This window comes from Magnetofaba australis IT-1, from assembly GCF_002109495.1.
GTDB classification, from domain to species: domain Bacteria; phylum Pseudomonadota; class Magnetococcia; order Magnetococcales; family Magnetococcaceae; genus Magnetofaba; species Magnetofaba australis.
On record NZ_LVJN01000019.1, the window covers coordinates 199,069 to 219,418 of the forward strand.

Consider the following 20,350-nt stretch of genomic DNA (forward strand, 5'->3'; position numbering starts at 1 on the left):
ATTGATGGAAAATATTGTGATTGAAGCGACCGAACGCGCCCCCGAATTGCGGTTTGATTTCGCCGCGCAGCGCTTTTCCATGAAGGGCGAGTCCTATCCGGAGGATGTCAGCGCCTTTTTTGGCGCGCCCATTGAGTCGTTGCAGAGCCATCTGCGCGCCCAGGAGGGGGCCGCCATCACCTTCGACTTTGAACTGGTCTATTTCAACAGTAGCTCCGCCAAAGTGTTGATGCGCATTTTTGATATGCTCGAAGAGGCCGCTTCCAACGGCAACACGGTGGTGATCAATTGGCGCCACCTGGCCGACGACGACAATATGGCCGAACTGGGCGAGGAGTTTGGCGAGGATCTGGAGGAGGCGGAGTTCAATCTGGTTGAGGTGGAAGAGGCATGAGCTTCGATGCGTTTCATGAGGAGGAGGCGGTCCTCGCCACCGGGCAGGCCCTGTTGGAGAGCGGCGATGCATCGCAGCTCTCCGGCGCCTTTGAGACGCTGCTCAAGGATTACAAAAAGCTGTTCAAGACCACCAAGCGTCTGGTCAAGCTGAGCGATCGCAACGAAGCGCAGTTGATGGAGGCGCAGGCGCGCATCGAATCCCACAGCGCCGAGTTGCAGAAGGCCCACGCCACCTTGGAGCGCCACGCGGAGCTGTTGGAAGAGAAGGTGGCCGAGCGCACCCGCGATCTGGTGCTGAGTCAAAAGAAGCTGGAAAAACTGGTGGAGTTGGGCATCGCGCTGTCCATGGAGAAGGACCCGGACCGCCTGTTGCGCAGCATCCTCATGGGCGGCAAGGAGATCGCCCAGGCCGACCGCGCCACCCTCTATGTGCGCAATGAAGACGACACCTTAAGCTTCGCCTACATGTCCAGCAACGATGCGTTGCCGGCGTTTAAACTGCCGCTGTATGACGAGCAGGGACAGCCCATTCATCAGTATGTCGCCACCCATGTCACCCTCACCGGCGAGACCGTGCGCCTGGATGACCTGTATGGCGACACCGGCCAGTTCGATGTCTCCGGGGCGAAGAAATTCGACGCTGCTTCGGGCTATCGCACCACCTCCATGGTGACGGTGGCGCTCAAGGCGCGCGAGGGGCGGGTGATTGGCGCACTGCAGTTGATCAACGCCATCAACGCCGATACCGGCGCGGTGGAGGCGTTCGATCCCGAACTGGTCAGCTTTGTCGAAGCGCTGGGGGCGCAGGGCGCGGTGGCCCTCGACAACCTGAACCTGATCAAGATTCAGGAGGAGCTGTTCGAATCCATCATCCAGGTGCTGGCCTCGGCCATTGACGCCAAGTCCCCCTATACGGGCGGCCACTGTCTGCGGGTGCCGGAGCTGGGCAAAATGCTGGCCCAGGCCGCCTGTGACGCCAAGGAGGGGCCATTTGGCGCCTTCGACATGGATGAGTCCGACTGGCGCGCCTTCCATCTGGCGGGCTGGCTGCACGATTGCGGCAAGGTCACCACGCCGGAGTATGTGGTGGACAAGGCGACCAAGCTGGAGACCATCTACAACCGCATGCACGAGGTGCGCACCCGTTTTGAGGTGTTGCGGCGCGACGCCGAGATCGCCTATCTGCAGGGCATGCTCGACGGCAAAGAGGATCCCGCCGTGCTGGCCGAGCGGCGCGATGCGGCGTTTGCGCAGTTGCAGGATGATTTCGCCTTTGTGGCCGAGTGCAATGTGGGCGGCGAGTTCATGAGCCCGGAGCGGGTCGAGCGTCTCAAACAGATTGCGCAGATCACCTGGCAGCGCTATTTCGACGACCGTTTGGGCATCTCTCACGCGGAATCCCGCCGTTTGGTCGGCGAATCGGCCCCGCTGCCCGCCACCGAGCAGCTGCTGTGCGACAAGCCTGAACATGTGGTGGACCGCAGCGAATCGCCCATTTCGTACGATCCCGAAGCGTTGGGGCTGAAGATCGATATCCCGGAGAATCTGTATAACTACGGCGAGCTGTATAACCTGTGCATCGGTCGCGGCACCCTCACCAATGAGGAGCGCTTCAAGATCAACGAGCACATCATCTACACCATGGTGATGCTGGGCGAGTTGCACTTCCCGCCGGAGTTGCAGAATATCGCCGAGATGGCCGGCGGCCACCATGAAACCATGATCGGCACGGGGTATCCGAAGAAGCTGGAGCGCGCGCAGATGACGCTGCAAGCGCGTATGCTGGCCATCGCCGATATCTTTGAGGCGCTCACCGCCTCCGACCGCCCGTACAAGAAGCCCAAGACCTTGAGCGAGTCGCTGCGCATCATGTCCTTTATGCGCAACGATCAGCATATCGACGCCGAGCTGTTTGATCTGTTCCTCAGCCAAGGCATTTACACCCAGTATGCCGAGCGCTTCCTGCCTCCCGAGCAGATTGATGAGGTGGATATCAGCAAGTTCTTGAGCCGCCAGGAGAGTTGACGGCGGCGTTGGTCTGATCGCGTCTTGCATGTAAAAAAAAAGTCCCACGCAGATTCGCGTGGGACTTTTTTTATGGAAATCACTGAGCAGGAATCCGGAAATTTCGCCAAACCGATTGCATCTAAAACTATAATAAATCAAAACCAAAACTGCACAGAACGACTAATGTTTGCGTGACGTAGGTCCAGCTTGCGCTAACTATTGGCCGTCGGCTGGCCGACGGCGGGGTCTGGGGCCTGGGGCCCCAGCGGGTGTGGGCGGCGCCCACGATTTGGCAGGAACGCCAAATCGGACTCGCGCAGCGAGCCCGTAGGCTGAGGGCCATGGATGGCCCGTATCACGGTGTGGCTGTTGATCTTGGGAGTTCGAGGGCAAAGCCCTCGATATCTTCCATTCTCAAAATCGCCAATGTCCAATTTTGAATTCGACTCAGTATATAACAGGAGTGAGTCAAAGTCGGCGCTGTGTGCAGGGGCTGGATCTGGAGTGGTCTTGTTATTGAGAATCACTCCATCTTTTTTGTAACAAACGTGAGGCTGGGGGGTGAAAAGGATAAAGGTGTATGCGGCATTTGTTTTTGTTATCAGCGCGTTAGAATGCTTTTCCTGCATAACTAAGTCGTTATTTTTGCAGGGAAAATTTAATTGAAAGCTGGGGCCGATTTGGTATCCTGTAGTGGTGGTTAAAAATTGAAACGCCACGAGTCCTCCTCGCTTTTTCTGGGCAATTTCCGTCCAGCGGGGCCAGGAGCGTGACGCGATCAAGGGGTGCGATTTTCGCGCGTAACTTCCTGATCGTGTGAGGTCGTAATCACATTTAATTTGCAATCGCCGGCTCGCCAGCGCGCCCATTGAGAGCGCTTCCCTGGCTGGTCAACAGACCATTGATTAGATAGCTGCGTTGTCGTGTTTGGATCGGAAGAGATCACGCGATGGCGCGATGGGAGAAAAGCCATGGCTGAAGAACAAGTCACCCCCTCTACAGAGGTCAAGGAAGCCGCCGCCGATGAGGACGAGGCGCGACAGACACTCGATGATTTGACGGTTCTCCAGGAGGTGAACACCGTCAACCTGGACGCCGAGCAGAACCAGGGCGAGGACGGACAGCGCAGCCAGGTGGAAGATCTCCAGGGGATGTCCATGATCCAGATGGGCAACCGCGATATCCCGGACACAGGTTTCGCCAATGCGCTCGAGGATGGCGAAGTGGCGCAGGAGAGCGGCGATATCGGCTCGCAAGGCGCCCAGCAGAGCGCCTTGCGCGGCGCTGCGGGCGGCGAAGAGGTCCTGGGCGGCGCCGGAGCGGACGGGTTTGAGGTCGTCGCCGACGGACAGGTTGGCGCCGCGCCGCTGGAGACGCCGGAGGTGGCGGTGGACGCCGTCGAGACCGGCCCGGGCGAGAGCGATGCGCCTGCCGCGCCGGAGTTGGACGCGGTCGCCGCCCCTGAGGCCCAGGCCGCCGCAGGCTCCGGGCTGACTGAAGAGGCGCCCGCCGAGGAGCAGGCCGCCGCGCAGGAGGATGACGCCGACTCCGAAGAGGAGGAGGAGACCTTCGAAGACGCCAACGTTGCGCAGCAGGAGGATGGAACCGCTGAATCCCCTGCGCTGGAGACCGAAGACGCCTCCGGCAGCGAAGATGGCGTGATTCCGCTGAATATCTCCACCGGCTTGTCGGACACCGATGGCTCGGAGACCCTCTCCATCACCATTGGCGGCGTGCCCGACGGCGTGGCGCTGTCGGCGGGGAGCGATAATGGCGACGGCACGTGGACGCTCACCGCCGAGGATCTGGATGGTCTCTATCTGACTCTGCCGGAGAATGACGCCAGCGACTTCTCGCTGACGGTGACCGCCACCAGCACCGAGACCGCCAACGGCGCGACCAACACCGTGAGCGGCGTGGTGGACGTGAGCGTGGATGCAGTGGCCGATACCCCCACGTTGAATCTCAGCGAGAGCGCGTCTGGAACCGAGGATCAGCCCATTGCGCTGGATCTGTCGGCGGCGTTGACCGACACCGATGGCTCCGAATCCCTCAGCATCACCCTTTCAGGGGTTCCCGATGGCGCGACCTTCTCCGCCGGGACCGACAATGGCGACGGCACATGGAGCTTCACCGCCGACGAGCTGGATGGCCTGACCATCACGCCGCCGGAGAATTCCAGCGACGACTTCACCCTCAGCGTCACCGCCACCTCTACCGAGGCGGAAAACGGCGATGCCGCGACATCCACCGGGAGCATCTCTGTCTCCGTGGAGGCCGACGCCGATGCGCCGACGCTGGTGATGAATGACGCCGCCGGGACCGAGGATCAGCCCATTGCGCTGGATCTGTCCGCCGCGTTGGTGGATACCGACGGCTCCGAATCCCTCTCCATCACCATCGAGGGGGCCCCCGACGGCGCGATCTTCTCCGCCGGGAGCGACAATGGCGACGGCAGCTGGACTTTCACCGCCGATGAGCTGGATGGCCTGACCATCACCCCGCCCGCCGACTCCGATGGGGACTTCACCCTGTCGGTGACCGCCATCACCACCGATGAGAATGGCGATACCGCCACCACCAGCGGGACCATTGACGTCGCCGTGGCCGCCGACGCCGATGCGCCGGTGTTGAACCTCACAGACGCCGCTTCGGGGACGGAAGATCAGCCCATCGCGCTGGATCTGTCGTCGGCTCTGACCGATGTGGATGGCTCGGAGTCTCTCGCCATCACCATTAGCGGCGTACCCGACGGCGCGGCGTTCTCCGCCGGGACCGACAACGGCGACGGCACGTGGAGCTTCACCGCCGACGAGCTGGATGGCCTGACCATCACGCCGCCGCATGACTCTGGCGACGATTTTACCCTCAGCGTCACCGCCACCACCACCGAAGCGGCCAATGGCGACACGGCCTCCACCACGGGAACCATCGACGTCTCCGTGGCCGCCGACGCCGATGCGCCGACGCTGGTGCTCAACGATGCGGCGGGGACGGAAGATCAGCCTATTGCGCTGGATCTCTCCTCGGCCCTGACGGATGTGGATGGTTCGGAGTCGCTGGCCATCACCCTTTCAGGCGTCCCCGACGGCGCGGCGTTCTCCGCCGGGACCGACAATGGCGACGGCAGCTGGACCTTCACCGCCGACGAGCTGGATGGCCTCACCATCACCCCGCCCGCCGACTCCGATGTGGACTTCACCCTGTCGGTGACCGCCACTGCCACCGAGGGCGAGAACGGCGATACCGCCACCACTTCCGGGACCATCGATATCTCCGTGGCCGCCGACGCCGATGCGCCGACTTTGGTGCTCAATGACGCCGCCGGGACCGAGGATCAGCCCATCGCGCTGGATCTGAGTTCGGCGTTGACCGACACCGACGGTTCGGAATCCCTCAGCATCACCATCGAAGGGGCGCCCGATGGCGCGACCTTCTCCGCCGGGACCGACAATGGCGACGGCACGTGGACCTTCACCGCTGATGAACTGGATGGCCTGACCATCACGCCGCCGCATGACTCCGGCGACGACTTCACCCTGAGCGTCACCGCCACCACCACTGAAGCGGCCAATGGCGACACAGCAGTCACCACTGGGACCATTGACGTCTCCGTGGCTGCCGACGCCGATGCGCCGGTGCTGAACCTCACCGACACCGCCTCGGGGGTGGAGGATCAGCCTATTGCGCTGGATCTGTCGTCTGCTCTGACGGATGTGGATGGTTCGGAATCCCTCAGCATCACCATCGGCGGCGTGCCTGATGGCGCGGCGTTCTCCGCCGGGACCGACAATGGCGACGGCACGTGGACCTTTACCGCCAATGAGTTGGACGGCCTGACCATCACCCCGCCTGCGGACTCCGATGTGGACTTCACCCTGTCGGTGACCGCAACATCCACCGAAGGCGAGAATGGCGACACCGCCACCACCTCTGGAACCATCAATGTCAGCGTGGCCGCCGACGCCGATGCGCCGACGTTGGTGCTCAATGACGCCGCCGGAACCGAGGATCAGCCCATCGCGCTGGATCTGTCGTCTGCTCTGACGGATGTGGATGGTTCGGAATCCCTCAGCATCACTATTGAGGGCGTGCCCGATGGCGCGGCGTTCTCCGCCGGGACCGACAATGGCGACGGCAGCTGGACCTTCACCGCCGACGAACTGGATGGCCTCACCATCACGCCGCCCGCCGACTCCGATGTGGACTTCACCCTGTCGGTGACCGCCACCAGCACCGAGGCGGAGAATGGCGATACCGCTGCCACCTCCGGGACCATCGATATCTCGGTTGCAGCCGACGCCGATGCGCCGGTGCTGAACCTCACCGACACCGCCTCGGGCACAGAAGATCAGCCCATCGCGCTAGATCTGTCGTCTGCTCTGACGGATGTGGACGGTTCGGAATCCCTCAGCATCACCCTTTCAGGCGTTCCCGATGGCGCGGCGTTCTCCGCCGGGACCGACAATGGCGACGGCACGTGGACCTTCACCGCCGACGAGCTGGATGGTCTCACCATCACCCCGCCCGCCGACTCCGACGTGGACTTCACCCTGAGCGTGACCGCCACCTCCACTGAGGCGGAAAATGGCGATACCGCCACCACCACGGGCACGATTGATGTGAGCGTGGCTGCCGACGCCGATGCGCCGACTCTGGTGCTGCATGACGCCGCCGGGACGGAAGATCAGCCCATCGCGCTGGATCTCTCCTCGGCCCTGACCGATACCGATGGCTCGGAATCCCTCAGCATCACCCTGTCAGGCGTGCCCGATGGCGCGGCGTTCTCCGCCGGGACCGACAATGGCGACGGCACGTGGACCTTCACCGCCGACGAGCTGGATGGCCTCACCATCACCCCGCCCGCCGACTCCGATGTGGACTTCACCCTGTCGGTGACCGCCACCTCCACTGAGGCGGAGAATGGCGATACCGCCACCACCTCCGGGACCATCGATATCTCGGTGGCCGCCGACGCCGATGCGCCGACTTTGGTGCTGAACGACGCCGCCGGGACCGAGGATCAGCCCATTGTGCTGGATCTGTCGTCTGCGTTGACGGATGTGGATGGTTCGGAATCCCTCAGCATCACTCTTTCAGGCGTGCCCGATGGCGCGGCGTTTTCCGCCGGGACCGACAATGGCGACGGCACGTGGACTTTCAACGCCGACGAGTTGGATGGCCTGACCATCACCCCGCCCGCCGACTCCGATGTGGACTTCACTCTGAGCGTGACCGCCACCTCCACGGAAGGCGAGAATGGCGACACCGCCACCACCTCCGGGACCATCGATATCTCCGTGGCCGCCGACGCCGATGCGCCGACGCTGGTGCTCAATGACGCCGCCGGGACCGAGGATCAGCCCATTGCGCTGGATCTCTCCTCGGCGCTGACGGATGTGGATGGCTCGGAATCCCTCAGCATCACCATTGAGGGGGTTCCCGATGGCGCGGCGTTCTCCGCTGGGACCGACAATGGCGACGGCACGTGGACCTTCACCGCCGACGAACTGGATGGCCTCACCATCACGCCGCCCGCCGACTCCGATGTGGACTTCACCCTGTCGGTGACCGCCACCAGCACCGAGGCGGAGAATGGCGACACCGCGACCACCACGGGCACGATTGACGTGAGCGTGGCCGCCGACGCCGATGCGCCGACTCTGGTGCTGCATGACGCCGCCGGGACGGAAGAGCAGCCCATCGCGCTGGATCTGTCGTCTGCGTTGACGGATGTGGATGGTTCGGAATCCCTCAGCATCACACTTTCAGGCGTGCCTGATGGCGCAGCGTTCTCCGCCGGGACCGATAATGGCGATGGCACATGGACCTTTACCGCCGACGAGTTGGATGGCCTGACCATCACGCCGCCCCATGATTCCAGCGATGACTTCACCCTGAGCGTCACCGCCACCTCCACGGAAGGCGAGAATGGCGACACCGCCACCACCTCTGGAACCATCAACGTGAGCGTGGCCGCCGACGCCGATGCGCCGACCCTGGTGCTGAATGACGCGGCGGGGACCGAAGATCAGCCCATCGCGCTGGATCTGTCATCGGCGTTGACCGACACCGACGGTTCGGAGACGCTCTCTATCACCATCGGCGGCGTGCCTGACGGGGCGACCTTCTCCGCCGGGAGCGACAATGGCGACGGCACGTGGACCTTCACCGCTGACGAACTGGACGGGCTGACCATCACCCCGCCTGCCGACTCCGATGTGGACTTCACTCTGAGCGTGACCGCCACCTCGACGGAGGCGGAAAACGGCGACACCGCCACCACCACAGGCACGATTGACGTGAGCGTGGCCGCCGACGCCGACGCGCCGACCCTGGTGCTCAACGATGCGGCGGGGACGGAGGATCAGCCCATTGCGCTGGATCTCTCTTCGGCGCTGACGGATGTGGATGGGTCCGAGTCTCTTAGCATCACCATTGCGGGCGCCCCGGATGGCGCGACCTTCTCCGCCGGGACCGATAATGGCGACGGCAGCTGGACGTTCACCGCCGACGAACTGGACGGCCTGACCATCACGCCGCCGCACGATTCCGATGTGGACTTCACCCTGTCGGTGACCGCCACCTCCACCGAGGCGGAAAATGGCGACACCGCCACCGCCACGGGCACGATTGACGTGAGCGTGGCCGCCGACGCCGATGCGCCGACCCTGGTGCTCAACGACGCCGCCGGGACCGAGGATCAGCCCATTGCGCTGGATCTCTCCTCGGCGCTGACCGATGTGGATGGGTCCGAGTCCCTCAGCATCACCATCAGCGGCGTGCCCGACGGCGCCACCTTCTCCGCCGGGACGGACAATGGCGACGGCTCCTGGAGCTTCACCGCCGATCAGCTGGATGGCCTGACCATTACGCCGCCGGAAAACTCCAGCGTCGATTTCACCCTCAACGTCTCCGCCACCTCCACCGAGGCGGAAAACGGCGATACCGCCACCACTCTGGGCACGCTGAATGTGGCGATCTCCGCCCAGGCTGACGCGGTGGTTCTTAATGACGCCGCCGCCGGGACCGAGGATCAGCCCATTGCGCTGAATTTGATCGACCTGAATACGCTGGACGACTCGGAAACCCTGACGGTGACCATCGAGGGCGCGCCCGACGGCGCGACCTTCTCCGCCGGGACCGACAATGGCGATGGCTCGTGGAGTTTCACCGCCGACGATCTGGATGGTCTGACCATCACGCCGCCCGCCGACTCCGATGTGGACTTCAGCCTCAGCGTCACCGCCACCACCACCGAGGCGGAGAATGGCGACACCAACACGGTGACCGGAACCGTGGATGTCTCCGTGGCCGCCGACGCCGATGCGCCGATCCTGACGCTACATGACGCGGCGGGGACCGAGGATCAGCCCATTGCGCTGGATCTGACCTCGGCGCTCACCGATGTGGATGGTTCGGAGACGCTGGCCATCACCATCAGCGGGGTTCCCGACGGCGCCAGCTTCTCTGCTGGCAGCGACAATGGCGACGGCAGTTGGACCTTCACCGCCGACGAGCTGGACGGCCTGACCATTACGCCGCCGCACGATTCGGATGTGGACTTCACCCTGTCGGTGACCGCCACCAGCACTGAGGCGGAGAATGGCGATAGCGCCACCACCACCGGGACCATCGCGGTCTCCGTGGCCGCCGACGCCGACATGCCGACGCTGGTGGTGGATGATTCGGCGGGGACCGAAGACCACGCCATCAGCCTGGATATCGCCTCGTCGCTAAGCGACGTGGATGGCTCGGAATCCCTGGCCATCACCATTGAGGGGGTTCCTGATGGCGCCACGCTGTCGGCGGGGACGGAAAATCCCGACGGCTCCTGGAGCGTCAGCGGCGATGATCTGGCCGATCTGACCATCACCCCGCCCGACGACTGGTCGGGGACGTTTGATCTCACCATCACCGCCACCGCCACCGAGGCGGAGAACGGCGATACCGCCAGCACCGCCGGGCAGACCATCACCGTGACGGTGAACCCCGACGTGGACGCCATCAGCGTCACCGGCGCGGCCAGCGGCCTGGAGGATCAGTGGATCGACGTCACTGGCGCCTTCACCCTGGGCGACGCCGACGGCTCCGAGAGCGTCAATTCGGTCACCATCAGCGGCTTGCCCGATGGCGCGGCGCTGCAGATTGTCGACCCGGATAGCGGCGCTATCATCGACCTGGGGACCTCCACCGGAACCGGCGATACCTTCACCATCCCGGCCCAATACGTCACCGATAGCGGCGATGGCCTGACCTTCAATATCGAAGGCATGCAGGTGATGGCCCCGGCGGACTCCAACGTGGACTTCGATCTCTCCATCTCCGCCAACATCACCGACGCCAATGGCCTGACCACCGACGTGGAGGTGGTCAGCGACGGCTTCACCGTAGAGGTGACCGGCGTGGCCGACGGCGTCGACGCCAGCTCCTTGAGCGCCGATGACGTGGCCGCCACCGAGGACAAATGGTTCCTGCTCAACGACCCCGACAATGGCCCGGGGCTGAACGCCGATCTCATCGACACCGACGGCTCCGAAGCGGGCTTCTTCACCTTGAGTTCCGACGAGAGCTTCAAGCTGCAGGTCTACAACGGCAATAAATGGGTCAACGCCGACGACAACGCCGACGGCTCCTACACCGTCTCCGCCGAGGATGTGGAGAATGGCCATGTGCGCATGGCGCCGCCCTCCAACTCCGATGAGTCGTTCGACGTCGACGTCTCCGCCTTCACCCGCGACTATGACGAGGATGGCCACACCGTCGACAGCGTCAGCAGCAATGTGGACACCCAGTTCACCGTCACTGTGGACGCGGTGGCCGACAAACTGACCATCAAGGGCTCCGCCGAGGGAACTGAAGACACCACCATCAGCATCGATAACAGCATCATGCTGCAGGACCGCGACGGCTCCGAGTCGCTGGATGGCTCCATCGTCATCAGCGGCATCCCCGATGGCGCGGCGCTCTCCATCGACGGCCCCAACGCCGGTCTGATCACCGATCTGGGCGACGGCTCCTATGAGATCGACCTGGGCGCGCTCACGGTCACCCACACCACCGGCGACGGCGTCGATTACGGCTTCACCATCGACGGGTTGACCTACACCCCGGCGGCCAATGACAGCTCCGATCCCAAGCTGACCATCACCTCGAGCACCATCGACAGCAATGGCGACACCCGCGAGACCAGCAAAACCTTCACCGTGGAGGTGACCGCCGACGCCGACGGCGCCACCCTGTCGCTGGCCGATGCTGCGGGCAATGAGGATAGCTGGATTGACCTCAATCCCAGCATCTCCCTGACCGCCGATCTGGATGGCTCCGAGCAGGTGAGCAGCGTGCTGATCACCTCCAGCGACCCGGGCGCCGAGGGCGCTGTGTTGGAGGTGAATGGGCAGACCATCCAGCCCACCGTCACCCGCGTGCGTCAACCGGTGACCGATGGGAATGGCGACGTGGTGTTGGATGATCAGGGCGCGCCCATGACCACCACCATCACCACCACCGCCTGGGCGGTGCCGACGGCGCTGCTGGAGGCGGTGACCAATGGCGACGGGCAGACCACCGGGTGGGATTTCCCGGGCATGAAGATCCTGCCGCCGTCGGACAGCGACGCGGACTTTGAGCTGGACTTCACCGTGGCCATCAATGACGACGGCGAGGATATCGCCATCGCCAGCGGGACCATGAGCGTGGATGTGGCCGCCGTGGCCGATGCGCCGGAGCTGACCGCACAGGATGTGATCGGAACCGAAGACAGCGCCATCTCGCTCAATATCGTCTCGCAGATGGCCGATGTGGATGGCTCCGAATCGCTCAGCTTCGTCATCAGCGGCGTGCCCGACGGCGCGACGCTCTCGGCCGGGACTGACAATGGCGACGGCGCCTGGACCCTGAGCGCCGACGACATGGCGGGCCTGACCGTCACGCCGCCGCCGGAGTCTGACGTGAGCTTTGACCTGACCGTCACCGCCACATCCACCGAGTCCAACCCCACCACCAGCGGCGATGATGCTGGCGGCGTGGCCGAAGCCTCGGCTTCGGTGAGCCAGAGCTTCACCGTATTCGTCACCGGCGACGCCGATGAACCGGTGGTTCCGACGAACCTCAGCGCCCACGGGGTGGAGGATCAGGTGAATGCGGGCGGCGCCCCCGACGGCGCCATCAACCTGGACCTGACCAGCATCACCCTGGGCGATGACGCCGACAACTCCGAACAGCTGTCGGTGATCATCAGCGATCTGCCCGATGGCGCCACTCTGTGGATCGACGACGCCAACGCCGACAGTCTGCACTTCATCGGCAATGGCCGCTGGCAGATCGATAGCGACGCCCTGGGCGACGTCTACGTGGTGCCGCAAGGGGATTTCGGCGGAACCTTCGACCTGAGCGTCGATGTGGTGGTCACTGAGAAGGGCGTCTACACCGATGACAATGGCGATTCCCAAGTGGTGCGCGGAGGCGATCAGGAGGTGGTGACCACCACTCTGACCGTCACCGTCGACGCCGACGCCGACCAGCCCATCATCAACGTTTCCGCCAGCGGCCTGGAGGACCAGGCGGGCGGCGTTGAACTCAACCTGTCGGCCCTGAGCGGCGATGTGGATGGCTCCGAGACCATCACCAGCATCACCATCGATGACGTCCCCGACGGCGTCACCCTGATGCAGAACGGCCAGGCGCTGGTGGCCAACGTCGATGGCGAGTATGTGTTCGACATCGCCGGCGGCGATAGCGTGGAGGGGATCACCCTGATCACGCCGGAGCACAGCAACGTCGACTTCGACCTCTCGGTCAGCGCCACCGCCATGGACAGCAATGGCGATACGCAGACCCACACGGTGACCGAGACGGTCAATCTCACAGGCGTGGCCGATGGGGTGAGCAATTTCCAAGTGGGCCAGATGCAGGAGCCGGACACCGCCCTGCATGTGGAGATCGCCAAAGGCAGCAACAAGGGCGACGCCTACGAGTTCGAGGTGTTTGTGGATGGCGATAGCGTTGGCGTCTTCTCCACCGACGTGTTCTATCAACAGGATGGGTTCGAATCGCTGACCATCGACACCATCGACTTCAGTCAGGTGGATCCCGACAGCATCACCATCAGCCCGGTGGGCGTGGATTCCAACATGGTGCTGGGCGAGGTGCGAGTGGGCGATTCGGTGCTCACCGCCGGGAACGCCACCGGGGACTTTGCCGAAAGCGGCGATGTGATCCGCCTGACCAATCAGGACAAGTTCGTTACCTTCGACTCCAGCGGCGTGGAGTATGATGCGCCCCACTTGCAAACCGGCGAAGTGTTTACCGATGGCGCGCACCAGGTTGCCATCGACATCAGCGCCGACATGATCGACGCCGACGGCTCCGAAGAGCTCTACTTCGTGATTCAGGGCGTGCCCGATGGCGCCATGCTGGCGGCGGGTGTGGACGGCGCTGGCGACGCCATTCACGCCGGTATGAACGCGGGCAACGGCGTATGGATCGTCACCGAGGATCAACTGGCGGATCTGCACGTTGCGCCTGCCGACGGCATGGCTGACGGCGATTCGTTCACCCTCACCATCACCGCCGTGACCCATGAGAATGACGGCGACTACAGCTATGACGATCAGACCACGCTGACCATCACCATGGACGCCGACTACGACGTCGGCGACGCGCCGGGGCTGGGCAACGCCCGCGAAGGCGGCGGCGACGGCGTGGTGGATGGCGTCGACATGACCACCGCTGCTTCCGGGGCGGAAGATGCCAGCATCGCCATGAACGCCAGCATCACCCAGTACGATGGCGACTCCGAGGTGACGGTCTTCGTCATCGACGACGCCGACCTGCCGGAAGGGGCGGCGCTGTCCGGCGGAGTCTACAATCCGTTGGATGGAACGTGGGTGTTCAGCGCCGACGAGATGGAGGGATTGGAGATCGTGCCGCCAGCGGACTTCAGCGGAACGTTTGAGGTGTCCATCTCCGCCATCACCACCGAGGCCAATGGCGAGGCGTTGAGTCAGAGCCATGTGGCCACGGTGGATGTGGATGCGGTCACCGACGGCCCCAACGTCTTCATCGGCGCGGCCAGCGGGGCGGAGGACACCGCCATCGACCTGAATCTCTCTATCACCCTGCCGGATGGCGATGGCAGCGAGTCGCTCTCCGGCGACATCCTCATTAGCGGCGTTCCCGACGGCGCGACGCTCAGCGTGGGGACGGACAATGGCGATGGAACCTGGACCATCTCCGGCGACGATGTGGTGGAGTCGGACGGCGTGTTCACCGTGCCGAATCTCACCGTCACGCCGCCCGCCGACAGCTCGGCGGACTTTGACCTGACCTTCGCCGTCACCGGCGGCGAGGGCGGAACCGGCGCTGCGGCGGACGTGACGGTGACGCAGTCGGTCACCGTGACCGTCAGCGCCGACGCCGATGACGTGTCGTTCAACCTCAGCGTGGCCGACCAGACCGGCGGCGTGGAGGATCAGGCGTTCACCCTGCAAGGGCTGGAGGCGCATCTGGACGGCGGCGGTTCCGAAACCCTGTCGGTGGTGCTCAGCGGCTATCCCGATGGCACCACCTTCTCGGCGGGCGCCAACAATGGCGACGGCACCTGGACCCTGACGCCGGACGAACTGACTGATCTGCAGATCAAACCGCCGGTGGACTACAACGGGACCATGCAGATCGACATGCAGGCCTACTCCATGGATCGCGACGCCGACAGTGGAGCGTTGGATCTGCAAGGCTCCGATACGGTGAGCTTCACCGTGGAGTTCGCCGCTGACGCTGACTCCGCTACGGTGACGGTCAACGACGCCGCTGGGGTGGAAAACAGCGCCATCGCGCTGGATCTGGCCACCCACTCCTTTGACGCCAGCGAAGGCGCGGTGATCACCCTCACCGGCATCCCCGACGGCTCCACGCTCTCTGCTGGGGTGGAGAACGAAGATGGCAGCTGGACCCTGACCAACGATGAGTTGCCGGGGCTGACGCTGACCCCGCCGACGGACTATGCGGGCTCGTTCAACGTGACCATGAACGTGGCGTCGGATCAGAACAACGTCAACACCTACGAGAGCAGCTTCAGCTTTGAGGTGACGGCGTTTGATCGCGCCGAGTTGGATCTGGGCGCAGCCCCGGACGCCATTCAACAGAGTGCGGGCTCGCTGGCGTTGATGCCGGAGCTGTCCATCAGCGACAGCGACAGCACGCAACTGAGCGGCGCCACGGTGAGCATCGGCGATGGCGCCGACGCCGCCGACAGCTTCAGCTTCAGCGGTTTCAACGTCACCGAGTACAGCGCCGATGACGGCTCTTCGATCTACATGGTGGATGGAACCAACATTCAGGTCAGCGGCGGCGGCTTCGGCGGCGACGGCGACCTGGCGCTGAGCGGCGCCGACGACGTCGATACTTACCAGTCGCTGCTGCAATCCCTCGAACTCAATGTGGAGGAGAGCGGCACGCGCAGCATCAACATTTCGGTGACGGATACTGATGGCGCTGTGAGTGAGGTGGGGCAGGTCGATGCGGTGGTGACCGAGGATATGGTCAGCGGCGATGGCGGCGACAACGTCCTGACCGGGACCAGCGGAAACGACTGGCTGGAGGGCGGCGCGGGCGACGACATCCTGACCGGCGGCGCGGGCGATGACTTCATGGTCGGCGATGCGGGCAACGACCTGTTCATCTTCGGCATGAACGAGGGCTCGGACTTCATCAGCGGCGGCGATGGCTATACCGACGTCATCCGCATGGACGGCATGTCCAGCGACCCGGTGATGGAGTTGGGCGACGTGGGCGACTGGACCATCAACACCGAGGATGGCTACACCTACGTGCCGGGCAGCGAGAGCGGCGAGGAGTTCGACGCCATCGTGTTCGACGACGCCGATGCGGCGGGAAGCATCACCCTGGAGGATGGCTCCGAGATCGACTTCGACGGCATCGAGAAGATCATGTGGTAGGGAGCGTGAGCGCCGGGGCTGCGAGGCCCCGGCGCATCAGTTGAGGAGCGATCACAACGCCCCGCAGGCCCTGGTCTGCAGGGCGTTTGCGCGTTACTCCGCATGAGGCGGCAGAGTGATGCGCAGGCGGGTTCCGACGCCGGGTTGTGAGTCGATCTGCACCCGGCCGTCGTGGGCGTGGACCGCCGAATAGAGAATATAGCCGCCCAATCCGGCGCCGGATGTGCCGCTGGCCGATTGGCCGCGTGCGTACATGGCCGAGAGGCGCGCCACATCCTGCGGGCTCATGCCCACGCCCTGGTCGGTGATCTCAATGGTCAACATCGCGTGCGCAACACTGGCGCGCACCGTCACCGGTTGGTCGGCGGGGGAGTATTTGAGGCCGTTGGACAGAGCGTTGCTCAGGGCCAGCGTCAGCAGGTCGGGGTCGACCTCAAAACGCAGATCCGGCGGCTCGATGTGAATGGCGATGCGACTGCGCTCCTCCTCGGCTAGGGCGGTGAGCGCATTGTCGACGACGTGCGTGAGCGCGACCGGTTCACGCCGCAGGGTGAGCATGCCCTGGGCCAGCGCCTCGGAGGTGAGGATGCGCTCCACCATATCGCTGAGCCCCACGGCGCTGTTGCGGATGCGTCCCACCCGGGTCAGCGCCGCCTCGGGGATATCGGGGTGGGTGAGGGCGATCATCTGTGCGCTGGTGGAGATCTTGCCCAGGGGCGATTTGATCTCATGGGAGAGCACCGCCAGAAAGTTGCGCTGCTCGGTGGCGCGGCGCTCCATCTCCTCGGCGTGGCGCTCGGCCTTTTTGCGATTGGCGTCGATATCCTTGATGCGCTGCGCCAGGGCGAAGTTGAGCAGCAGCAGATGGAACAGCGACGAGACCAGGTAGAAATCCCGCACGCTGTTATCCAGATGCATCACCCCAAACACCGCCAACAGGTTCAGAATCATGGAGATGGCGGGGGGCACAAAGGCCCACAGGTAGAGCGCGTCGTGGGGCTGGGCGCGGCGGCGCAACACCCGCCGCGCCAGCATCCCCAGGGTGTAGAGAGCCACCGCCTGCCCGCCGATGATGAACAGACCCACATGCTGGCTGTAGTAGGGGGTGACCGAGAAGGGCAGGGCGATGAGGCTCAATGCCGTGAGCAGCAGAATGGCGCGATGCAGCAGCGGGCGATGGCGGGCGTAGTCGAACAGCTGGTCGAACATCAGACTGCTGCCGATGACGCCGCCATACACGCCCACGCCCATCCACAGGTCCATGCGCCAGTCGGACAGCAGCAGCAGATTGCTCATCCCCTTGGAGCCGCTGTGTAAAAAGAACAGCGACAGCACGTAAACGGCGTAGTAGATCAGCGCGCGATCACGCAGCCACATCCCCGCCAGGACGTTGATGAAGAAGAGGGTGAGCAGGGCGCCCAGATAGAGCCCGATCCACAGGGTGGCGCCGCTCTCCTGACCGCCAAAGGCCTCCAGGGGGACAAATGCGCCATCCAGATAGAGCGTGCTGCTGCTGTGAATGCGGAAATAGAGCGTGAGCGTGCGTTCTGGGGACAGCGTCAGCGGGCTGGCGAACAGGCGGCTGGGGAGATGCTCCTGCAGCGCATGATCGCCATATTCGCGTCGCTCAAAGCCATCGGCGGCGCGGGGGTTTTCAACATAGAGCGTGACGTGGTTCAGGTAGGGGGGGCCGAATGTCAACATCCAGTCGACGGGCGCGTCCGCCGCCAGCCGCACGCGCAGGCGAAACCAGATGGCGGCGCTGCTGTAGCCGGATTTGAACGCGCCGCGCACCGGGCTGAAGCGTTGCTGCTGCGCCTGCGCCAGCGTCATCGCGGCGGCGTCGTCGACAAAGTAGTCCAGCGCGTCCTGGAACTCGGCGCGGGTGGTGTGCGCCGTGAGCGTCAAGGGCGGCGTCACCGGCGCGGCGGCCAGCTCGTTGGTCAGGTTCAGCAGCGCCAGCAGCGCCAGCAAAAACAGCCGCCCGATATTGCGCTGCACGGCGTCAATCTGGTATGGGGTTAAAGGAAGGGGCGCAGTGCGAATCATAATCATGCCCCTTTGCCGAGGAGAGGCGGCTCAAGATGGCGACGGAGTGTGACACAGGGCGAATGGGCGGCGGCGAGACGCTGGCGGTGCTGGATGACGACCCGGAGTTCCGGGAGGAGATCGCGCTGTTTTTGAGCAGCCGCGGCTTCGCCTGTTTGCAGGCGGCCACCGGCGCGGAGTTGAGTCATCTGCTGGGCGCGCAGCGGGTGGATCTGGTGGTGATCGACGTGTTGCTGCAGGCCAGCGGCGAAGATGGCATGGTCATCTGCCAGCAGCTCAAACAGCGCGATCCGGCGCTGGGCGCGGTGATTTTGACCTGTTTGAGCCAGACCAAGGACCATGTGCGCGGGTTGCAGAGCGGCGCCGATGCGTTCCTGCCCAAGGGCGGAGATCTGTTGGTGCTGGAGGCGACCATCCGCAACATTCTGGCGCGGCGGGCGCAACTGGCGTCGGCGACGGGCGCGCCGCACTCCGACCCCGCCAGTGGGTGGACCTTGGATCTGAAGAGCTGGCGTCTGATCGCTCCCGATGGCGGCGACGTCAGCCTGACCCATATGGAGCGGCTGTTTTTGCACGCGCTGGCAAGCGTGGCCGACGGCGTGTTGGGGCGTAATGAAGCCCTGGCGGCGTTGGGTAAGGAGGATACGGTGTTTGAGCATCGCAATCTCGATAATCTGGTGCGCCGTCTGCGCCGCAAGGTGGAGAAGGAGACCGGCCTGCCGCTGCCCCTGGCCACCGCCTATGGCAAAGGCTACGCTTGCAACGCGCCGCTGCGGGTGATCGAAGCGTAAACTCTTGCGCCTGGCTCCGCCAACTCTGCGCAGACTCTCCACTTCAGGTTAAAAAACAGCCGAATCACCCGCAGCGCCATCTCCGTGTGCATGCGGTCGCCAGTGTCGATGGAGAGGTCCCGCGCCAGCCGCCCATTGAGCAGCCATTGTGGGCTGACCCGCCACACCCCGCCCAGGAAGAGTCGGCGATTGCGCGTCCCGCCGCGCCAGGGCTGACCGTTCAGTTCGCTCGCCCCGCCCCAGTTGAGTTGTCCGCCCACGTACAGCGAATGGCCCGCGCCCACGTCGCGCCGCAGGTAGCCGGTGAGCGCCTGGCTGGGCCTCTGGTCGAACGTATTGCTCCCCGCAAAGGCGTCGTTCTGGCCGTACCACGCCGCTTCGCCGATGAGTTCCAGCGTCCACTGCTGGGCGATCCCCTGCACCCATCCAGCCATCACCACCTCGCGCCAGCGGTTCTCGCCAGGGTTGATCAACTCGCTCCCGTCATACTCTCCGGTAGGGGCGATGAGCATAGCGGTCAATCCCAGCCAGCGCCGCTTGGCGGCGTCGGCGATGGGCCAGAGGGTGACGCCGAAACGGGTATCGAGCATGCCGCCCGCATCGCGCTGTTTGTTGGCGGGCCACACCCCGTCCACGGCGCCGCGCGCCGCCCCCGTCACCAGCAGCGGCGCGACGCGCAGCGATCCCACCTGCAACACATGATTGACCCGCAGAACCAGATAGTCGCTGTCGATAGTGTAGCCGTTGCTGCGCGCGCCGCTGACGTAAGCGCCCTCCTGCTTGCGATGGAAGTGATACAGGGTGGCGCTGGAGGCCCCCGCAGGCAGGGCGATGTAGTCGCCGGGGAAGACGTCGTTGACGGCGCTGTGGACCAGCGTGGCGTACAGCCAGCTGTGCAGCGTCACGATAAGCGCAAGGAGGGGCGTGCGTGTGGTCATAGGGTGGCGTCGAGCGGTTTTGGGATCATTCAGTCAAGTCCGCCCAATTATGGCGACTTGTTGGGAGTGGCGGATAGAGTTAGTTAGTATTGAGTAGAATTGGATGGGTACAAACCGTTACAGCCATTGATTACCCTGGAAAGCGTGGGATTGGGCCGTGGTCGACTTATGCAGGGCGGGATATTCTCCTCCTGTGGCTAGGGATCCTGCA

Annotated in this window: 6 protein-coding genes; 4 read left to right on the forward strand and 2 right to left on the reverse strand. The window is 64.1% G+C overall.

What is annotated here, in order from left to right:
- The first annotated feature begins 4 nt into the window (after positions 1 to 4).
- The 3 genes from MAIT1_RS10330 to MAIT1_RS10340 all read left to right on the forward strand — a co-directional run bounded on the left by MAIT1_RS10330 (position 5) and on the right by MAIT1_RS10340 (position 16,361).
- Positions 5 to 394, forward strand: a complete 390-nt coding sequence (locus tag MAIT1_RS10330) for a DUF1987 domain-containing protein (RefSeq protein WP_085442202.1) — start codon at positions 5 to 7, stop codon at positions 392 to 394.
- Entirely contained in the window at positions 391 to 2,421 is a 2,031-nt protein-coding gene (locus MAIT1_RS10335; protein WP_085442203.1) for an HD family phosphohydrolase, read from the forward strand. Before MAIT1_RS10330 ends, MAIT1_RS10335 begins: the two co-directional genes overlap by 4 nt.
- A gap of 953 nt (positions 2,422 to 3,374) precedes the next feature.
- Entirely contained in the window at positions 3,375 to 16,361 is a 12,987-nt protein-coding gene (locus MAIT1_RS10340) for a hypothetical protein (RefSeq protein WP_085442204.1), read from the forward strand.
- A gap of 93 nt (positions 16,362 to 16,454) precedes the next feature.
- Here the strand turns inward: MAIT1_RS10340 and MAIT1_RS10345 are convergent, their stop codons facing one another.
- On the reverse strand, positions 16,455 to 18,362 hold the full coding sequence (locus tag MAIT1_RS10345) for a sensor histidine kinase (protein ID WP_158089422.1): 1,908 nt from the start codon (positions 18,360 to 18,362) through the stop codon (positions 16,455 to 16,457).
- An 83-nt stretch (positions 18,363 to 18,445) separates the two neighbouring features.
- Between MAIT1_RS10345 and MAIT1_RS10350 the strand changes: the two genes are divergently transcribed.
- Positions 18,446 to 19,201: a response regulator transcription factor gene (locus MAIT1_RS10350; RefSeq protein ID WP_085442206.1), complete on the forward strand. Its 756-nt coding sequence runs from the start codon at positions 18,446 to 18,448 to the stop codon at positions 19,199 to 19,201.
- On the opposite strand, the gene MAIT1_RS10355 is transcribed toward MAIT1_RS10350, so the two are convergent.
- Positions 19,162 to 20,106, reverse strand: coding sequence for a transporter (locus tag MAIT1_RS10355; RefSeq protein WP_158089423.1), 945 nt, complete (start codon positions 20,104 to 20,106; stop codon positions 19,162 to 19,164). The two genes, MAIT1_RS10350 and MAIT1_RS10355, sit on opposite strands and share 40 nt — an antisense overlap.
- Positions 20,107 to 20,350 lie beyond the last annotated feature (244 nt).

What these genes read in the sequence shown, in the direction of transcription:
- MAIT1_RS10330 (WP_085442202.1), top strand. Translation starts at nt 5, where the DNA reads ATGGAAAATATTGTGATTGAAGCGACCGAACGCGCCCCCGAATTGCGG.
- MAIT1_RS10335 (WP_085442203.1), top strand. Translation starts at nt 391, where the DNA reads ATGAGCTTCGATGCGTTTCATGAGGAGGAGGCGGTCCTCGCCACCGGG.
- MAIT1_RS10340 (WP_085442204.1), top strand. Translation starts at nt 3,375, where the DNA reads ATGGCTGAAGAACAAGTCACCCCCTCTACAGAGGTCAAGGAAGCCGCC.
- MAIT1_RS10350 (WP_085442206.1), top strand. Translation starts at nt 18,446, where the DNA reads ATGGCGACGGAGTGTGACACAGGGCGAATGGGCGGCGGCGAGACGCTG.